A 15142-nucleotide genomic window follows, 5' to 3' on the forward strand; every position below is an offset into this window, starting at 1 on the left:
TTCAGTCCATTCTCCCAAAAATAGGTGCAAATTGTGCGAATCCTATTTATTCATACTTAAAAACGGCAAACTTAATCTTGATCCCCTGACCTGTAAATTTTGTTTCGTATTCGGTCATGATATTTTCTTCAAAACCACTTTGATGCAAATCGTATGTCCGGTATAATTCCTGAAAACCGGTCTCCTGAAAATACTGCAAACTATCCTCAAAAAGTAGTTCATCGTCCGTTTTGAACCAAACCTCGGATCCTTTCTTTACAAAGGTCTGGTACTTCCTCAGAAAGTTAGGATGCGTCAACCTGCGTTTATGGTGCCGTTTGCTGGGCCATGGATTGCAGAAATTAATATAGATTTTATTAATTTCATCCTGTCCGAAAATACTGTCGGTATCTTCAATACGCATGGAAACCAATCTGACGTTAGGCAGCTTGCTTTGATTAAGTTTCCTTAACACACAAACCAGCACTTCCGGGTAGGAATCAATTGCAATATAATTGATATTTTTAGTTTTGCCTGCAAGAGATGCGATAAAATCCCCCCGGCCGCAGCCCAGTTCCAAATGAACCGGATCATTATTGTCGAATACTTCATTCCACTTCCCTTTGCATTCCGCAGGGGCTAAAATGGTCTTGGTGTCTTTCTCTAGTTCGGGCTTTGCGCTCCGTTTTCTCCTAAGCCGCAATTATACACTGTCTCCTTCCAATGCTTATCAATCGAATAGAGGGCTTACCGTTCCTGCATTACCCTATAATCCTTATCAATAAGGGGACTTTCATAGGCCGGTCTGATGATTTTATCTGCATTGACCAGTTCTTCCAAACGGTGAGCACTCCACCCGACAATTCTGGCCATCGCAAACAGCGGCGTATACAGTTCCAGCGGAATATCCAGCATACTGTAAACAAAGCCGCTGTAAAAATCCACATTGGCACTGACACCTTTATAAATTTTCCGTTCCTCAGCGATGACCTGAGGAGCGAGTCTCTCAATCATTGCATATAATTCAAAATCACTTCTTCGGTCTCTGTCATCCGCCAGCTTCTCGACAAAGCCTTTGAAGATTTGGGCCCTTGGGTCGGAAATGGAATAAACAGCATGTCCCATCCCATAGATAAGACCTCTTCGGTCAAACACTTCCTTGTTCAAAATCTTCGTTAAATAGCTTTTGACCTCTTCTTCATCCCTAGGGTTGGCAACGTGGGATTTGATATCAGCCACCATCTCGACAACTTTGATATTTGCTCCGCCATGTTTTGGCCCTTTCAGAGAGGATAAGGCCGCCGCAATGACGGAATACGTATCCGAGCCGGAAGAAGAAACAACTCTGGTCGTAAACGTAGAATTATTTCCCCCGCCATGTTCCATATGCAGCACAAGCGCGATATCAAGCACCTTGGCCTCTAGTTCTGTAAATTGTTTATCCGGTCTTAACATTTTCAGGATATTTTGAGCTGTGGAGAGCTGGTCATCAGGTCTGTGGATATAAAAGCTTTCGTTGCATTCATAATGATTATAGGCATGATACCCGTACACGCACAGCATCGGAAAAATGCTGATCAGCATCAGACATTGCCGCAAAACATTATCTAAAGACACATCGTCTATGGTCTCATCATAGGATGCCAGGGTAAGAACACTCTTTGTCAGAGAATTCATGATGTCCCTGCTCGGTGCTTTCATAATCACATCACGCACAAAATTTTTAGGAAGATTTCTGCTTTCCACTAAAATGTCTTTAAAGTGGGCTAATTGTTCTTCATTAGGCAGTGATCCAAACAGAAGCAGATACGTTGTTTCTTCAAAGCCATATTGCTGATTATGTGCAAATCCTTTGACCAAATCGGTGATATTGTATCCCCGGTAAAGGAGTTTTCCATCACAGGGAATCCGTTTTCCATCAATTTCGTCATGAGACTTGATTAAAGAGATATTGGTTAACCCGGCAAGTACCCCTTCCCCGTTCTTATCTCTTAAGCCGCGTTTTACGCCATACTCATTATAGAGGCTTGGATCAATCCAGCTGTTTTCCTGACAGATCTTGCTGTACTTATGTGTAAAAGAATCAATTGTTTCCTTTTTATTGCTCGTCATTTTCTCCTCCGATTCTTAGTTAATCCTGTCTCATTTACCTTATTGATTGATTATCCTTAAAATAGGATATGGCCGTTCTTTCAAACAACTTTATTATACTATCAGGGTTGTTTGTTGTAAATATCATTTATTTACCCTAACAAGAAGGCCAACAAAGAAAGAACCGCCTCTCTTCGTCGGCCTTACATCATTTTTGATTCACATGACTATTATTTTAAACCCAGGACCTGGTTTATAATATTGATTACCCTGTCTTCCTCAAAAGGTTTAATAATGTAATTCTTGGCGCCCAATTTAATTGCCTCGAAGACCCTGTCTTTTTGGTTAATTGCGCTTATCATAACCACCCTGGCATCAGGGTACCTGCCGAGCAATTTACCAAGCGCCTCGATGCCGTCTGACAGAGGCATCGTAATATCCATTGTCACAATATCCGGATGCAAATTTCCATATTCAGCCAGAGCCTGCATGCCATTGAGCGCTTCGCCTATGACTTCATGCCCGCCTCTCCCCATGATAGCAGCTAAATTTCTCCTCATAATTGCAGAGTCATCAACGATTAATACCTTAGCCATTTTTCCTCCTCAGTCGTAACTATGAGTGCCGGTTCCAATTGGCAGCAGAAAATTGAATTCTGTTCCAGTGTCAGGATTTGTAACAATATCCAAATGACCGCCTATTTTTTCAAGTTCTTGTTTAACGATCGCCATGCCGATGCCGCGTCCCGAAATCATCGATGCACTGTCTTTGCTGGAAAGCCCGTCTTCAAAAATAAGTGGGATAATATCTTTATCGTCCAGCTCTGCCAGTTGTTCTGCGGTAAATACCCCAAGCTCAAGCGCTTTTTGTTTGATTCCTTCCAAGTCTAAGCCTTTGCCGTCATCAGCGATCTTTAATAATATTTGATCTTGAACTAATTTCATTTCGCAGACAACGCGGCCCTTTTCTTCTTTTCCGGCTTTGATTCTGTCTTCCCTGTTTTCAATGCCATGATCTACGCAGTTCGCAAAAATATGAATCAGTGATTTGGTAAAGGCCTGATACCTTTTTGTATCTACAGGAAACTCTCCGCCTTCTAGTTCAAGAGGATACAACGATTTCTCCAAGCCCTGAGCTAAGCCTTCTATAGTATTAGGGTAAGCAGCTAAAAGCTCTTTGAACGAGCGGTAACGCAATTGCCTGACTTTGGTAATCAAAATATTGGCCTCCTGCGATGGAATAAGTGTCGCTATTTGATCTTCCAATTCAAGCAGTTTTGCTTCCGGAATCTCGATGATTTTATCTCTGACAATAAAATTCTCCCCTAGTGTTGACTGCAGAATACGCAAACCTTCATTCAGAGCATGTTCAAGATTCAAATTTTGCAGGAGCATACCTAAACCAGTACTGGTTGCTGAATCCCTTTGTTCAAAAGATTTGATCTCTTCTTCAAGATGGTGAAGAGAACGAACCATATGCATCATCTCAAACTGGCCAAATTCCCCTTTAAAGGTATGAATCCTTCGTTTGACATCGACAATTACCCGCTGAAGCGGTTCTTTGCAAATAACCAGCTGCGATACGGTCATCTGGCAAAAACGCTGGTAATCTGAAATAAGTTCCAAAAGGTCATTACGGCTGATAACAGCCTTAACAATCATTTTAAGTGTTTTCCGTTCATTTTCCATTTGTTCCTGCAAAGCGCGTTTTTCCGTAGCATCCGTTAAGATAACCATCAAAGCTTGTGTTTCTTCCTGACACTTATCCGCGATAAACTTGTATTCGATTTTTATATAGTAGTTATTCAGGAAAATGACATCCGGCAGAAAAGAAAGGAATACCTCCCTGCGTACCGGGTCATTCTCCTGAAAACATTCCAGAAGAACTTTGTTCACAAAGTCTCTTTGTTCCTGGTCCTCCGGATAAATTAAGTCCGAAAAGTTACGTTTATCTAAGTCAGGACCCAATAATCTCTGGCATTCAATGCTGTATTCAGGTTCAATACACAGGTCTGATCCAAAAGACAGGAAGCCCTGCCCGGCATTATTGAGTAAATTTTTCACAGACTGCATACTTTGTTTAAGATTTTTTTCGACGACGCGCCGTCTTCGTATTTCTTCACTGAGCGTGAAATAAATAAGCAAGCCGAAGAGAACGACCATAGCTGCTGTATAAAGAATGATCTGCCCGACGCGTTTGGCCAATTCCTGATAAATATATTGGATATCTACATCTGTTCCGACTGCGCCTATGACCTGACCCTCGGCATTGACCAATGGTGCATAGCCGGTAATCAAAGTACCCCAAAGCGTTGAAGTCTGCGCTCTCGTGTGAAAAGCTTTGGTATGCGTATGTGCTGCCGGTGTAGACAGTTCATCGGTCTCTCCTAAAGACACCTTCTCCGAATCGAAAATGTATTCAATTTGGCTGGGTGATATTCGATGCTCGACATATACATACTTTACTCCGGTTTCAGCTTGAATACGCTGAAAATATGCCTGCATCTCTCTAAAATAATCATTAGGCTCTTTCTCCGCAAGTAACTTTTCATATTCAGCAATATTAACACTGTCAGCAACAACCCGAGAGATGGTCATCGCGTTGATGCCGATATCATCAAGGGTCTTATTATACCAGGACCTGATCAAGAGAATTTGAATTAATACCAGCAAAGCAAGAATAAGAACGTTAACCGTTCTTGCCAGTCTTCTCCGATTATTTTCCAATTAATATCCCTACTTATAAAAATTGTTTCTGGGAAAATTCTACATAAATCTACAAAATACCTTTTTCCATTATATCAAATAAAAAAGCAGACTTAAACTGTCTACTTTTTTCGCAATATTTCGTATTTCCACTAAGTATACTCTTTTATTTGTCGTTCGCTCACTATACTATTCTTAGAGCTGATTACTGCAGTTTAAGACATTAGCAATCTTATGCTTAACCATATTTTTGATGGCTTCTCTAGCCGGTTTTAGATACTGACGGGGATCAAAATCAGCAGGACTATTCGCCAAATACTCGCGGATTGAAGCCGTCATGGCAAGGCGCAGATCGGTATCAATATTTATTTTGCAGACTCCCATGGTCCCAGCCTTATGAAGCATGTCTTCGGGGACACCCTGCGCTCCCTTGATATCTCCTCCGTATTCGTTGCATTTTGCCACAAATTCCGGCAGTACCGTAGACGCGCCGTGTAAAACTAATGGGAAGCCAGGAAGCAGAGAGGCTATCTTTTCAAGACGCTCAAAATCAAGCATCGCTTCTCCCTTGAACTTATACGCTCCGTGACTGGTGCCAATCGCAACAGCCAGGGAATCACAGCCAGTTTTATGGACAAATTCGGCAGCCTGCTCCGGATCCGTATAGCTGCTGTCCTTAGCACTGACATTTACTGCATCTTCAATGCCGGCAAGTCTGCCTAATTCGGCTTCCACGACGACGCCTTTCGCATGGGCGTACTCTACAACCTTTTTGGTAACCGCAATATTTTCGGCAAAAGACAGCTTAGAACCATCGATCATCACCGATGTGAAACCGCCGTCAACACAAGCCTTACAAATCTCAAAGTCTTCCCCGTGATCCAAATGCAGGCAGATCGGCAAACCCGTATCCTCCACTGCAGCCTCTACCAGCTTCATTAAGTAAATATGTTTGGCATATTTCCGGGCACCCGCAGAAACCTGTAAAATTAAAGGTGCTTTTTCTTCCTTCGCAGCATCAACAATTCCCTGAATAATTTCCATATTGTTAACGTTAAATGCTCCGACAGCACATTTTCCATAGACTTTTTTAAACATTTCAGCAGAAGTTACCAGTGGCATATTAATTCCCTCCAGATATTTTTTATATGTATGCTTTTGTATAGTATTACCCAGTTGAAAAATTATTTTTACCGTTTTAGTGACGGCTTTAGTTTATATTAATTGCCTGAAAACTTCAATAGTCCTTATAAACTTACTTATTCATTCGACATCATTTGCCTACATTTTCATTATATCGATATGTCATATCATGCTTTCCCTTTGACATCTTGACACTGTTTTGCTTGATCAATTATAGTATGTTTGAATGAAGAAAGTTATGTTCTGTTTTTCTTGTGCTGTTCAGTCAGACATCCATAAGGAGAATGCTCAAGGAGGACCTACAAATACCATGAAGAAACATGATATTATCCTAGTTGGCATCATTATCTTAATCGTGCTCATCGGTTTAGGTAGAATAAAATTCTATCAATCCCAAAATGAAAAAGACCTCAGGTTTGCCGAAATCACACAGAATAACGTGCTTATCGAACGTATTGATTTAAATGCGGTTCAGGAACCGCGGGAAATTACCCTTCCAGGCAAATACCATGAGATTGTTCTGGTGGAAAAAGGCCGCATCAGATTTAAAGAGACCAACTGTCCCGACCAGATTTGTGTCCGGACAGGCTGGCTGGAAAACCCAGGGGATTATGCTGTTTGTCTGCCCAATAAGGCAATTGTCAATATTACTGAGAACTAAACTTGCGTTCATCTACCGGAATAAATGCAATAACACGACAATAACACCCCCAGCCAAAGGACTGGGGGTGTATGATTTGAATAGGAACTTTTACTTGAAATAATGGATGCCGCCCTCAAAAATGGGCTGGTATTTGTTGCCGGGGACGTTTACAGCAACACCGGTTCCGGTCCGTTCGGAATGCGCCATTTTGCCCAATACCCGTCCGTCAGGGCTGGTGATCCCTTCAATGGCGTCAAAGGAACCATTCGAATTATCCTTGCTATCGTTGCTTGGTGTTCCATTCAGATCGACATATTGGGTAGCGATCTGCCCGTTCTGGATCAGCTTGCTGATGACTTCAGGACTCGCGACAAATCTTCCTTCGCCATGCGAAACCGGAATGGTATGTGTCTCGCCCAATTCAATACCGCTAAACCAGGGGGAAAGTGTGGAAACAACCTTGGTCCGAGCCATGCAGGAAACGTGGCGTCCGATCTTGTTATAGGTCAACGTAGGATCTTCTGCGTTTATTTCTTTGATTTCCCCGTAGGGGACCAGTCCCAGCTTGATCAAAGCCTGGAAGCCGTTGCATATTCCGAGCATCAGACCGTCCCGCTGTTTCAGAAGGTTCATGACGGCATCTTTGATGCGCGGGTTATTAAACAAGGTGGCAATAAATTTTCCCGATCCGTCCGGTTCGTCTCCGGCGCTAAAACCACCCGGAAGCATGATGATCTGGGAGTTATTGATGATTTTGACCATTTCTTTGATCGAGCCTTCAATATCTGCGGCGCTGAGATTTCGAATAACCATGGTTTCGACCAGACCACCGGCTTTCGTGAAAGCTTTGGCAGAATCATATTCACAGTTTGTCCCTGGAAAAACAGGGATAAATACTCGCGGTTTTGCTGCTTTAATCGCCGGTCTGAAAGTACTGCGCTTGTCAAAGCTGACTGTCCGAGGTTTTTCGGTATTTTCGGCATTCTCAACCTTGCTTGGAAAGATTTTTTCCAGCGGCATTTCCCATTGGCTCAGCATATCCGTCAGCAGCAACTCGACTCCGTTGACAGCGATTGCTGGTTTCTCCTGCGTGCAGCCGAGTAATTCGTATTCGACATCGCCAAACAAAGCAGGCAGGTCAGCTTTCTCATCCAATTCCAACAGAATCGAACCATAATCTGTCCGAAACAGGTCTGAAGACTCTATTTGTCTGCTGAAATGGAAACCAATCATATTGCCGAAAGCCATCTCGCTGACAGCACCGGCAATCCCGCCCATTCTAACCGTGCGCGAAGAGCGCACACAGCCTGACTGAATCAAGTCCGAGACTTTTACAAAGTTTTTCGCCGCCATGGCAAAGTCAGGGATTTCCTGTTCGTCCCGGGTCAGTTTCAGCAGGACCACATTGCTTCCGGCCTGTTTGAATTCCTGGGATACAACCTTGCGGGCATCTGCCGTACAAACGGCAAATGCGACCAGGGTGGGCGGGACATTCAGCTCCATAAAGCTGCCCGACATACTGTCTTTTCCGCCTATAGCGGGAATACCCAGCTGCTTTTGAGCATAATAAGCGCCCAATAAAGCACTGAAAGGATGCCCCCACTTGCCGGCGTCGTTGAGTTTGCCGAAATACTCCTGCAAGGTAAGGCGTATCTTGCGGTAATCTCCGCCTAACGCCACTGCTTTCGCAACGGCATCCAGCACCGCATATAAAGCCCCGTGAAACGGGCTCCATTTGGCCAGTTGCGGGTTATAGCCATACGTCATGATCGTAGCTGTCGTCGTATCACCTTCAAGTACCGGCAGTTTGGCAACCATGCCTTCAGCCGGGGTCAGCTGGTATTTCCCGCCTAACGGCATGAGTACCGATGCCGCGCCGATCGTACTGTCAAATCTCTCGATCAGTCCCTTTTTACTGCAGACATTCAAATCGCCTAAATTAGCATTCCAGGCTTTATGTAAATCCGGCAGTTCCTGGGCCACTGGGCTGGGGATAGCGTTAAAGTAATTTTGCGTTTCCAACGGTACTGCCACTTCAACCTTCGTCTTTTGTTTGACCCCGTTGGTATTCAGAAAGTCACGGTTGAGATCCAGGATCGTCTTGCCCCGCCAGGACATTTTAAGCCGATGATCGCCGGTTACCCGGGCAATAACGGTTGCTTCAAGATTTTCTTCGGCTGCCAGGCTTTTAAATTTGTCCCAATCCTCAGCTGCCAGGACGACAGCCATGCGCTCCTGGGATTCGGAAATCGCCAGTTCTGTCCCATCCAGGCTTTCGTATTTTTTTGGCACGGCATCCAAACAGATATCAAGGCCGTCAGTCAGTTCCCCCACGGCAACAGAGACACCGCCGGCACCAAAATCGTTGCATTTTTTAATAAGCGTACTGACTTCCGGGTTGCGGAACAGCCGCTGGATCTTTCTTTCATTCGGCGGATTGCCCTTCTGAACTTCGGCGCCGCAGCTGGTCAGCGATTCCAGCGTATGTTCTTTGGAAGAACCCGTCGCTCCGCCGCAGCCGTCCCGGCCTGTCCTGCCGCCAACCAGCACGATCACGTCACCTTCTTCAGGAGGTTTGCGGATGACGTTTTTTCTGGGGGCAGCACCGATGACCGCACCGATCTCCATTCTTTTAGCGATAAAGCCTTCGTCATAGACTTCGGCGACCTGACCTGTCGCCAGTCCGATTTGATTGCCGTAAGAACTATATCCGGCGGCAGCAACGGTGGTAATCTTTCTTTGAGGCAGTTTACCGGATAAAGTATCTTCGACCTTTGCCCGCGGATCGCCGCTGCCGGTGACCCGCATCGCCTGATAGACATAGGTCCGGCCTGACAACGGGTCTCGGATCGCACCGCCCAGACAGGTGGCAGCACCGCCAAACGGTTCGATTTCTGTCGGATGATTATGCGTTTCGTTTTTAAACATTACCAGCCATTCTTCTTCCCGGCCGTTCACCTCGGCAGTCACAACAATACTGCAGGCATTGATTTCATCGGATTCATCCAGATCATCAAGGAGGCCTGCCATTTTAAGCTCTTTCATCCCTATTGTAGCGATATCCATCAGACAAATGTCCTTAGTGGGCAGCTTGTCCCGATATACCTTAGCTCTGGAAGCCTTATAGCAATCGAAAGCCGTTTTGATAGGCCCGGAAAAAATTCCATCCTTAATATCGACTTCTTCAATTTCAGTCTGGAATGTCGTGTGCCGGCAGTGATCGGACCAGTAAGTGTCAATCGTTTTAATTTCAGTCATGGTCGGGTTTCTTTTTTCCGTATCCCGGAAATAGGACTGACAGAACAGCAAGTCTTCGACGCTCATGGCGAGATTCATGTGCTGCTGCATCGCAGTAATTTCTTCCGGTGTTTTGGTGATAAATCCTTCCATCGTTTCAACGTCGGCCGGTTCTGCTGCTTCAAATTCTAGACCCTGCGGTTTTGCCAGCGAAGCTTCCCGCGATTCGACCGGGTTAATGCAGTATTGTTTGATTCTTGCAAAGTCCTGATCAGATAGTTTTCCTTCCAGGATAATCACTTTAGCTGAAGCAATCAGCGGACGCTCTTTCTGGGTCAGCATCTGGATACATTGGGCTGCCGAATCCGCCCGTTGATCGTACTGACCTGGCAGATACTCCATCGCAAAGACCCTGTCCCCTGACGAGATGTCCAGCGTTTCCTCGTAAAGGATATCCAAGGGAGGCTCGGCAAAAATAATCGTACGGGATTTCTCATATTCTTCATCGGTAATCCCGGAAATATCATAGCGGTTGATCGTTCTGACCCCCTGCAGTCCTGCAATGCTTAAATTATCCCGAAGATCTGCAAAAAGTCCCTGAGCTTCGATATTGAACCCCTGTTTTTTCTCCACATACAATCTTTTTACAGCTTGTAACAAAATATAGTACCTCCATTTCTGGTGTGCAACATAATTCTAACTTCTGTCTTGTACATTTTACGCTCATGCAGTCCATATCACAATACCTGTTTTATTGGTAGACCCACTGCGTCGATTTTGTGATCCGCAGCATAAATACCGAATGGCTGTGCATATTGAGTCGAATATATTCGTTAAGTATTAGTATAATTCGAAAAGACTGGCCGTCAAGGGAAAACAGAATGTTCTGCAATTATAAAGTTGCCTATTCGAAATAGTTCCTTTACATGTATTTTATAGTAGAATTAACTAAGACAGCGGCCAATACCATGGCAGCTTAATCTGGAGGTGCGGAATGAATGATATCGGGCAGGTTATCAACGCTATGATCCATTATTTTATGGGCGACGCGCGGCGCATCAACCATTTTATTAAGGTCTATGGCTTTGCCAAGACCATTGGCGTGCTGGAAGGGCTGGATGAAAGCACGCAGGAAATTCTTGAAATTGCGGCTGTTACTCATGACATTGGGATAAAAAACAGTGAAAAAAAATACAACAGTGCTTCCGGAAGTCATCAACAAGTCGAAGGACCTCCTGAAGCCAGAAAGCTATTGGAAGATTTGAACTTTGATCCCGCGGTCATTGATAGGATTTGCTGGTTGATTGCGCATCACCATACCTATGATAAGATTGACGAACTTGATCACCAGATATTGATAGAGGCTGATTTTATTGTTAATGCTTTTGAAGATGACCTGTCAGAGATCGCCATTCAAAATGTTTCTGAGAAAATATTCAAGACTGAAACCGGACGAAGATTCCTGAACAAACTATATTTTTCAAAATAGCCTGACGATCTAGAATGTGCTGTAATTCTCATTCAGCTCGATAATATTTGAATGTCAATTAAGGGAAGAGTTAATGAACTCTTCCCTTTTAGCGCGAGCAAGGGCGAAAAGAAATATTCTAATGTGTTATAACTGTAAATCCCGTTTTAACCTGTTTAATATTCTTAGGTAATGATTAGCTTCTCTCAATACATGATCTGCTAAGAGTGGAATGATTATTGATTTTATCTTACACGTTAGTATCCCTTCTGTACCGGCTGCTTTAAAATCTCTAAATGCTCGGGTCGCCGTAATCGTTGACCGTGTTAAACCACTGATATCTGTTTTAGTTAAGGATGCTTCCGGCACCTTTTGTTCAAGTGTATTGAATTGCTTGTCAAAGCCTTCTGCTTTAACAATTAGGCCAGATTCAGTTGGATCTAATAATTGACGAATAAACTGTGCGTGTTCCGCCATTTGCCTGTTCCAGAACTTTTCTTCTTCAATAGCCTCCTGAATAAAATCAACCGCCATGTGCCTTTGCAATCTCTCTAAATGATTTATGTAAAATAATGCTTCTCTTCGGATATGGATTATTAATAAAGGAAAATTAAAAGTGAACAATTTACATTGAAGCATTCCGTTAAGTATGTTGGTTTTAAACTGGACCAAAGCATTGGTCAAACCAATGGCTTTCTGATTTAAGGCAGTGACTTGTGCCTCAAGTTGTGCTGGATTTACTCCGCCATTTGGGGTTAGTCCGAATTCTTCATTAGTAATAACTGATTCAATAGTGATCCCAGATAGCTCCTCAGTAACTTGTTCAGCTCGTAGCGTTTTATCTGTTATGGATTCCCCTGATCTTAATGTTTCTTCGCTGACAACCCCGTTTGCCAAAAATACAGCCTCCCTTAATACTTCAGCAAATTGGGTCTTAAACATATCCGCTTGTTGCGCAAATGCTGCATCCTTCGTCACAAAACCAGCTTCGAGGAATATAGAATGCTCCTTCATAATTCGTCCAAAAAACAGGTGTAATTCCAAGGACTCCCGAACAAATGAAAAGAACGATGCTAAAATACCCATAATAAACGGTTGAAAATTCCCCACAAACAACGTACTCTTCTCCACAGGAGGAGAGGCAATTAATGGTACAAAGTGAGGAATTTTTTATGATCAGAGACTTAAAAAGCAAAGGAATGAATGTCACTCAAATCGCTAGAGAACTAGACTTAGATCGAAAAACAGTATCTAAGTGGATAAAAAGCAATGAGCTTCCAGCATATCGGAAGAGAGCCCGATCCAAAAGCAAACTGGATAATTACACGACTTACATTGCTCAGAGAATGAACGAAGGCTGCGTCAATGCCATGATCTTATTTGATGAAATCAAGGCTATGGGCTATCAAGGCCGGATGACAATTCTCCGAGATTTCATGAAACCGCATCGAGAGCAAATGAGAGGTAAAGCCTCCATACGCTTTGAAACCCCACCAGGTAAACAAGCCCAGGTTGATTGGGGTGAATTTAAGATCTTGAAGGAAGATGGAACGTTTATTAAAGTTCATGCTTTCATTATGATCATGGGACACTCCCGGAAACAATTTGTTGAATTTACCGAGAACGAACGTATTGAGACACTTATCGGTTGTCACGAACGGGCTTTTACCTTCTTTGGTGGTGTACCGGAAACCATACTTTACGATAACATGAAAACTGTAGTTAAACACAGTCACCAGACTGGCACAAATAAATGGAACGACAAGTTTTTGCGTTTTGCTAAGCATCAGGAATTCAATCCGTTGCGCTGCCGTCCCTATCATCCTCGTACGAAAGGCAAGGTAGAAAACGGCGTCAAATATCTGCGTAAGAACTTTTGGCCGAGAATTCGAACCGTATCGAGTCTGGCCGATTTGAATGGAGCAGTTAGGTTATGGCTGGATACAGTCTGCAATGTCCGACTACATCAAACAACTCGTGAAATTCCATTCGAAGCTTTCAAACGTGAGAATCTTAAACCTATGAATCCTGAGTCATTCTTACTTCATGATCTGCAATCCCGAAAAGTAATGAATGACTGCACCGTTAGCTACGAAGCAAATTTCTACTCCGTTCCGTACCGTTTTGTGGGCCGACGCGTTGGAATTCGGGACTTAAACAACGGGCATCTGGAAATCTACGATGAAACCGGTATCTGTATTACGTCGCATGTAAAACTTTCCGGTAAATACCATGCTCTGCACAATAAAAAACACTTTGAGGGATTACAGACATGGTCTCAGAATAAAGTTGCCGCCACAGCACCGATTCTGATACCAGAACAACCACCCAAAGTGTATCAAAGACCACTACAGGTCTATGATTCGCTCATAAGCGAGGTGACACAATGATTCACGAGCGTATGCATGAGGCTTGCGAAATCCTCGGCCTGATCCATATGGATGCCGTGTATGATCACCACGCGGAAGAAGCTTCCAAGGGTAGTATATCTTATCTTGAGTTTCTGGACAAGTTGTTGTGGGCTGAGATTGAAGCCAAGCGTGAACGGGCTGCGAAAGCAAATATGAAAATGGCTAAACTGCCATACGTAAAAACACTTGAAAAGTTTGATTTTGACTTCCAACCCAGTGCAAATGCCAGAAAAATAAATGAACTAAAAACCTTAGGATTTGTAGCCCGATCTGAAAACGTGGTATTCCTTGGTCCGCCTGGTGTTGGCAAAACCCACCTAGCAGTAGGACTTGCGGTAGAAGCTATTAAAAATGGGTACACGGCTTACTTTCTAAGCGCCCATGAGCTGATTGCGATGATTAAGGAGAACATCATCTCGGGGCGGATTCATCGTAAGATTAAGACCTTGTGTAAACCCGGCATCTTGGTTATTGATGAAGTCGGGTATGCAGCGATGGATGATGAAACAGCGCATTATTTCTTTCAGATCATCTCCAGTCGTTACGAAAAGGGATCGATTATCCTGACTTCAAATAAATCTTATGGAGAATGGGGTGATGTATTCGGCAATAACGTTGTAGCTACGGCTATTCTTGACCGCTTGCTGCACCACTCTACAACCATCAATATTAAGGGAGACAGCTATAGGGTAAAAGAAAAGAAAAAAGCTGGTTTCTATGATTCAAGTAAATTTGAATCAACTTCTGCCGGCTAATTGGGGAATTTTCAACCGTTGTTTTTGAGGAATTTTGCACTGGTGTTGACACAAAATCTCCAGGCAGTAATATTGCTTTCAATTAAACCCCTCCTTCGTTAACGCTTACGCTAAAACGTATTTTTAAAAGAACTTATTTATTCCATTATCTCTAGAAATCTACTCACGTCTCTATTAATGTTAGCCCTTCTTAACTACGGATGAGAGTTTAACCGGGTCATGTTCAGTTCGTTATAATATTCAGCGCCATTATTGCCAACGATATATTTTTAACGTCCAGCGGTGTTCTGACCGATATACCACAAAAATCAAAACCACTAAATGCTGTAACATAGCATTTAGTGGTTATTAAAATGGACAATTGGACAATGGGCAATAGCCGATCCTATGAGAATTCATCACTCGGATGGAGGAAGTCAACATCGCAGCGCTGCCTTGCTTTAATAAGGATTTATCGAGTATAAATACGAATATACTATCCAAATGATTGCAATAATAATCAATGCAATAACTGAAGATACCATTAGGGGTTTTTTCTTATTTATTATTCCGTAAATTAAACCTGTAAGCGAAGCTACAATAAGAATAATACCCAAGGCCATACCGTTACACCTCCGAAATTTAAATATCCCTCATAATTTTACCTCTTGAAGTTATAATATTCTACTAATGCGAAGAAATATTCGACTATTTTCGTCCGCACCAGGAGG

The 15142-nt window shown here is 43.3% G+C and carries 11 protein-coding genes; 4 read left to right on the plus strand and 7 right to left on the minus strand.

All coding sequences use genetic code 11. The features are described from left to right. Window positions 1-46: 46 nt before the first annotated feature. The 5 genes from trmB to fba form a co-directional block, all read right to left on the minus strand. Window positions 47-682, minus strand: a complete 636-nt coding sequence (trmB, locus tag AB3489_RS13810; protein WP_368293339.1) for a tRNA (guanosine(46)-N7)-methyltransferase TrmB — start codon at window positions 680-682, stop codon at window positions 47-49. A gap of 44 nt (window positions 683-726) precedes the next feature. Then, on the minus strand, window positions 727-2091 hold the full coding sequence (locus AB3489_RS13815; protein WP_368293340.1) for a citrate/2-methylcitrate synthase: 1365 nt from the start codon (window positions 2089-2091) through the stop codon (window positions 727-729). Between the two features lie 209 nt (window positions 2092-2300). Further along, the gene (locus AB3489_RS13820) at window positions 2301-2666 is read right to left on the minus strand and encodes a response regulator (RefSeq protein ID WP_368293341.1); all 366 of its coding nucleotides are present in this window, start codon (window positions 2664-2666) and stop codon (window positions 2301-2303) included. Between the two features lie 9 nt (window positions 2667-2675). Beyond that, complete coding sequence (locus AB3489_RS13825; protein ID WP_368293342.1) at window positions 2676-4796, minus strand: ATP-binding protein; 2121 nt, start codon at window positions 4794-4796, stop codon at window positions 2676-2678. Between the two features lie 174 nt (window positions 4797-4970). Further along, window positions 4971-5897, minus strand: coding sequence for a class II fructose-1,6-bisphosphate aldolase (gene fba, locus AB3489_RS13830; RefSeq protein WP_019224607.1), 927 nt, complete (start codon window positions 5895-5897; stop codon window positions 4971-4973). Window positions 5898-6228: 331 nt separating this feature from the next. Between fba and AB3489_RS13835 the strand changes: the two genes are divergently transcribed. Further along, complete coding sequence (locus AB3489_RS13835; protein ID WP_368293343.1) at window positions 6229-6579, plus strand: NusG domain II-containing protein; 351 nt, start codon at window positions 6229-6231, stop codon at window positions 6577-6579. A gap of 90 nt (window positions 6580-6669) precedes the next feature. On the opposite strand, the gene AB3489_RS13840 is transcribed toward AB3489_RS13835, so the two are convergent. Then, window positions 6670-10461, minus strand: coding sequence for a phosphoribosylformylglycinamidine synthase (locus tag AB3489_RS13840; RefSeq protein WP_368294639.1), 3792 nt, complete (start codon window positions 10459-10461; stop codon window positions 6670-6672). A 331-nt stretch (window positions 10462-10792) separates the two neighbouring features. Here AB3489_RS13840 and AB3489_RS13845 point away from each other — a divergent pair, with 331 nt between their 5' ends. Beyond that, on the plus strand, window positions 10793-11287 hold the full coding sequence (locus AB3489_RS13845) for an HD domain-containing protein (protein ID WP_368293344.1): 495 nt from the start codon (window positions 10793-10795) through the stop codon (window positions 11285-11287). A gap of 126 nt (window positions 11288-11413) precedes the next feature. Here AB3489_RS13845 and AB3489_RS13850 read toward each other — a convergent pair whose 3' ends face one another. Next, window positions 11414-12352, minus strand: coding sequence for a DUF2935 domain-containing protein (locus AB3489_RS13850; protein WP_368293345.1), 939 nt, complete (start codon window positions 12350-12352; stop codon window positions 11414-11416). Between the two features lie 86 nt (window positions 12353-12438). On the opposite strand from AB3489_RS13850, the gene istA reads away from it, so the two are divergent. Then, on the plus strand, window positions 12439-13656 hold the full coding sequence (istA, locus tag AB3489_RS13855; RefSeq protein ID WP_019224716.1) for an IS21 family transposase: 1218 nt from the start codon (window positions 12439-12441) through the stop codon (window positions 13654-13656). Then, window positions 13653-14432, plus strand: a complete 780-nt coding sequence (istB, locus tag AB3489_RS13860; protein WP_019224717.1) for an IS21-like element helper ATPase IstB — start codon at window positions 13653-13655, stop codon at window positions 14430-14432. Before istA ends, istB begins: the two co-directional genes overlap by 4 nt. The last annotated feature ends 710 nt before the right edge of the window (window positions 14433-15142 follow it).

This window comes from Dehalobacter sp. TBBPA1, assembly GCF_040931655.1.
In the GTDB taxonomy this organism is placed as follows: domain Bacteria; phylum Bacillota; class Desulfitobacteriia; order Desulfitobacteriales; family Syntrophobotulaceae; genus Dehalobacter; species Dehalobacter restrictus.

What these genes read in the sequence shown, in the direction of transcription:
- AB3489_RS13815 (WP_368293340.1), bottom strand. Translation starts at nt 2,091, where the DNA reads ATGACGAGCAATAAAAAGGAAACAATTGATTCTTTTACACATAAGTAC.
- AB3489_RS13820 (WP_368293341.1), bottom strand. Translation starts at nt 2,666, where the DNA reads ATGGCTAAGGTATTAATCGTTGATGACTCTGCAATTATGAGGAGAAAT.
- fba (WP_019224607.1), bottom strand. Translation starts at nt 5,897, where the DNA reads ATGCCACTGGTAACTTCTGCTGAAATGTTTAAAAAAGTCTATGGAAAA.
- AB3489_RS13835 (WP_368293343.1), top strand. Translation starts at nt 6,229, where the DNA reads ATGAAGAAACATGATATTATCCTAGTTGGCATCATTATCTTAATCGTG.
- AB3489_RS13845 (WP_368293344.1), top strand. Translation starts at nt 10,793, where the DNA reads ATGAATGATATCGGGCAGGTTATCAACGCTATGATCCATTATTTTATG.
- AB3489_RS13850 (WP_368293345.1), bottom strand. Translation starts at nt 12,352, where the DNA reads ATGGGTATTTTAGCATCGTTCTTTTCATTTGTTCGGGAGTCCTTGGAA.
- istA (WP_019224716.1), top strand. Translation starts at nt 12,439, where the DNA reads ATGATCAGAGACTTAAAAAGCAAAGGAATGAATGTCACTCAAATCGCT.
- istB (WP_019224717.1), top strand. Translation starts at nt 13,653, where the DNA reads ATGATTCACGAGCGTATGCATGAGGCTTGCGAAATCCTCGGCCTGATC.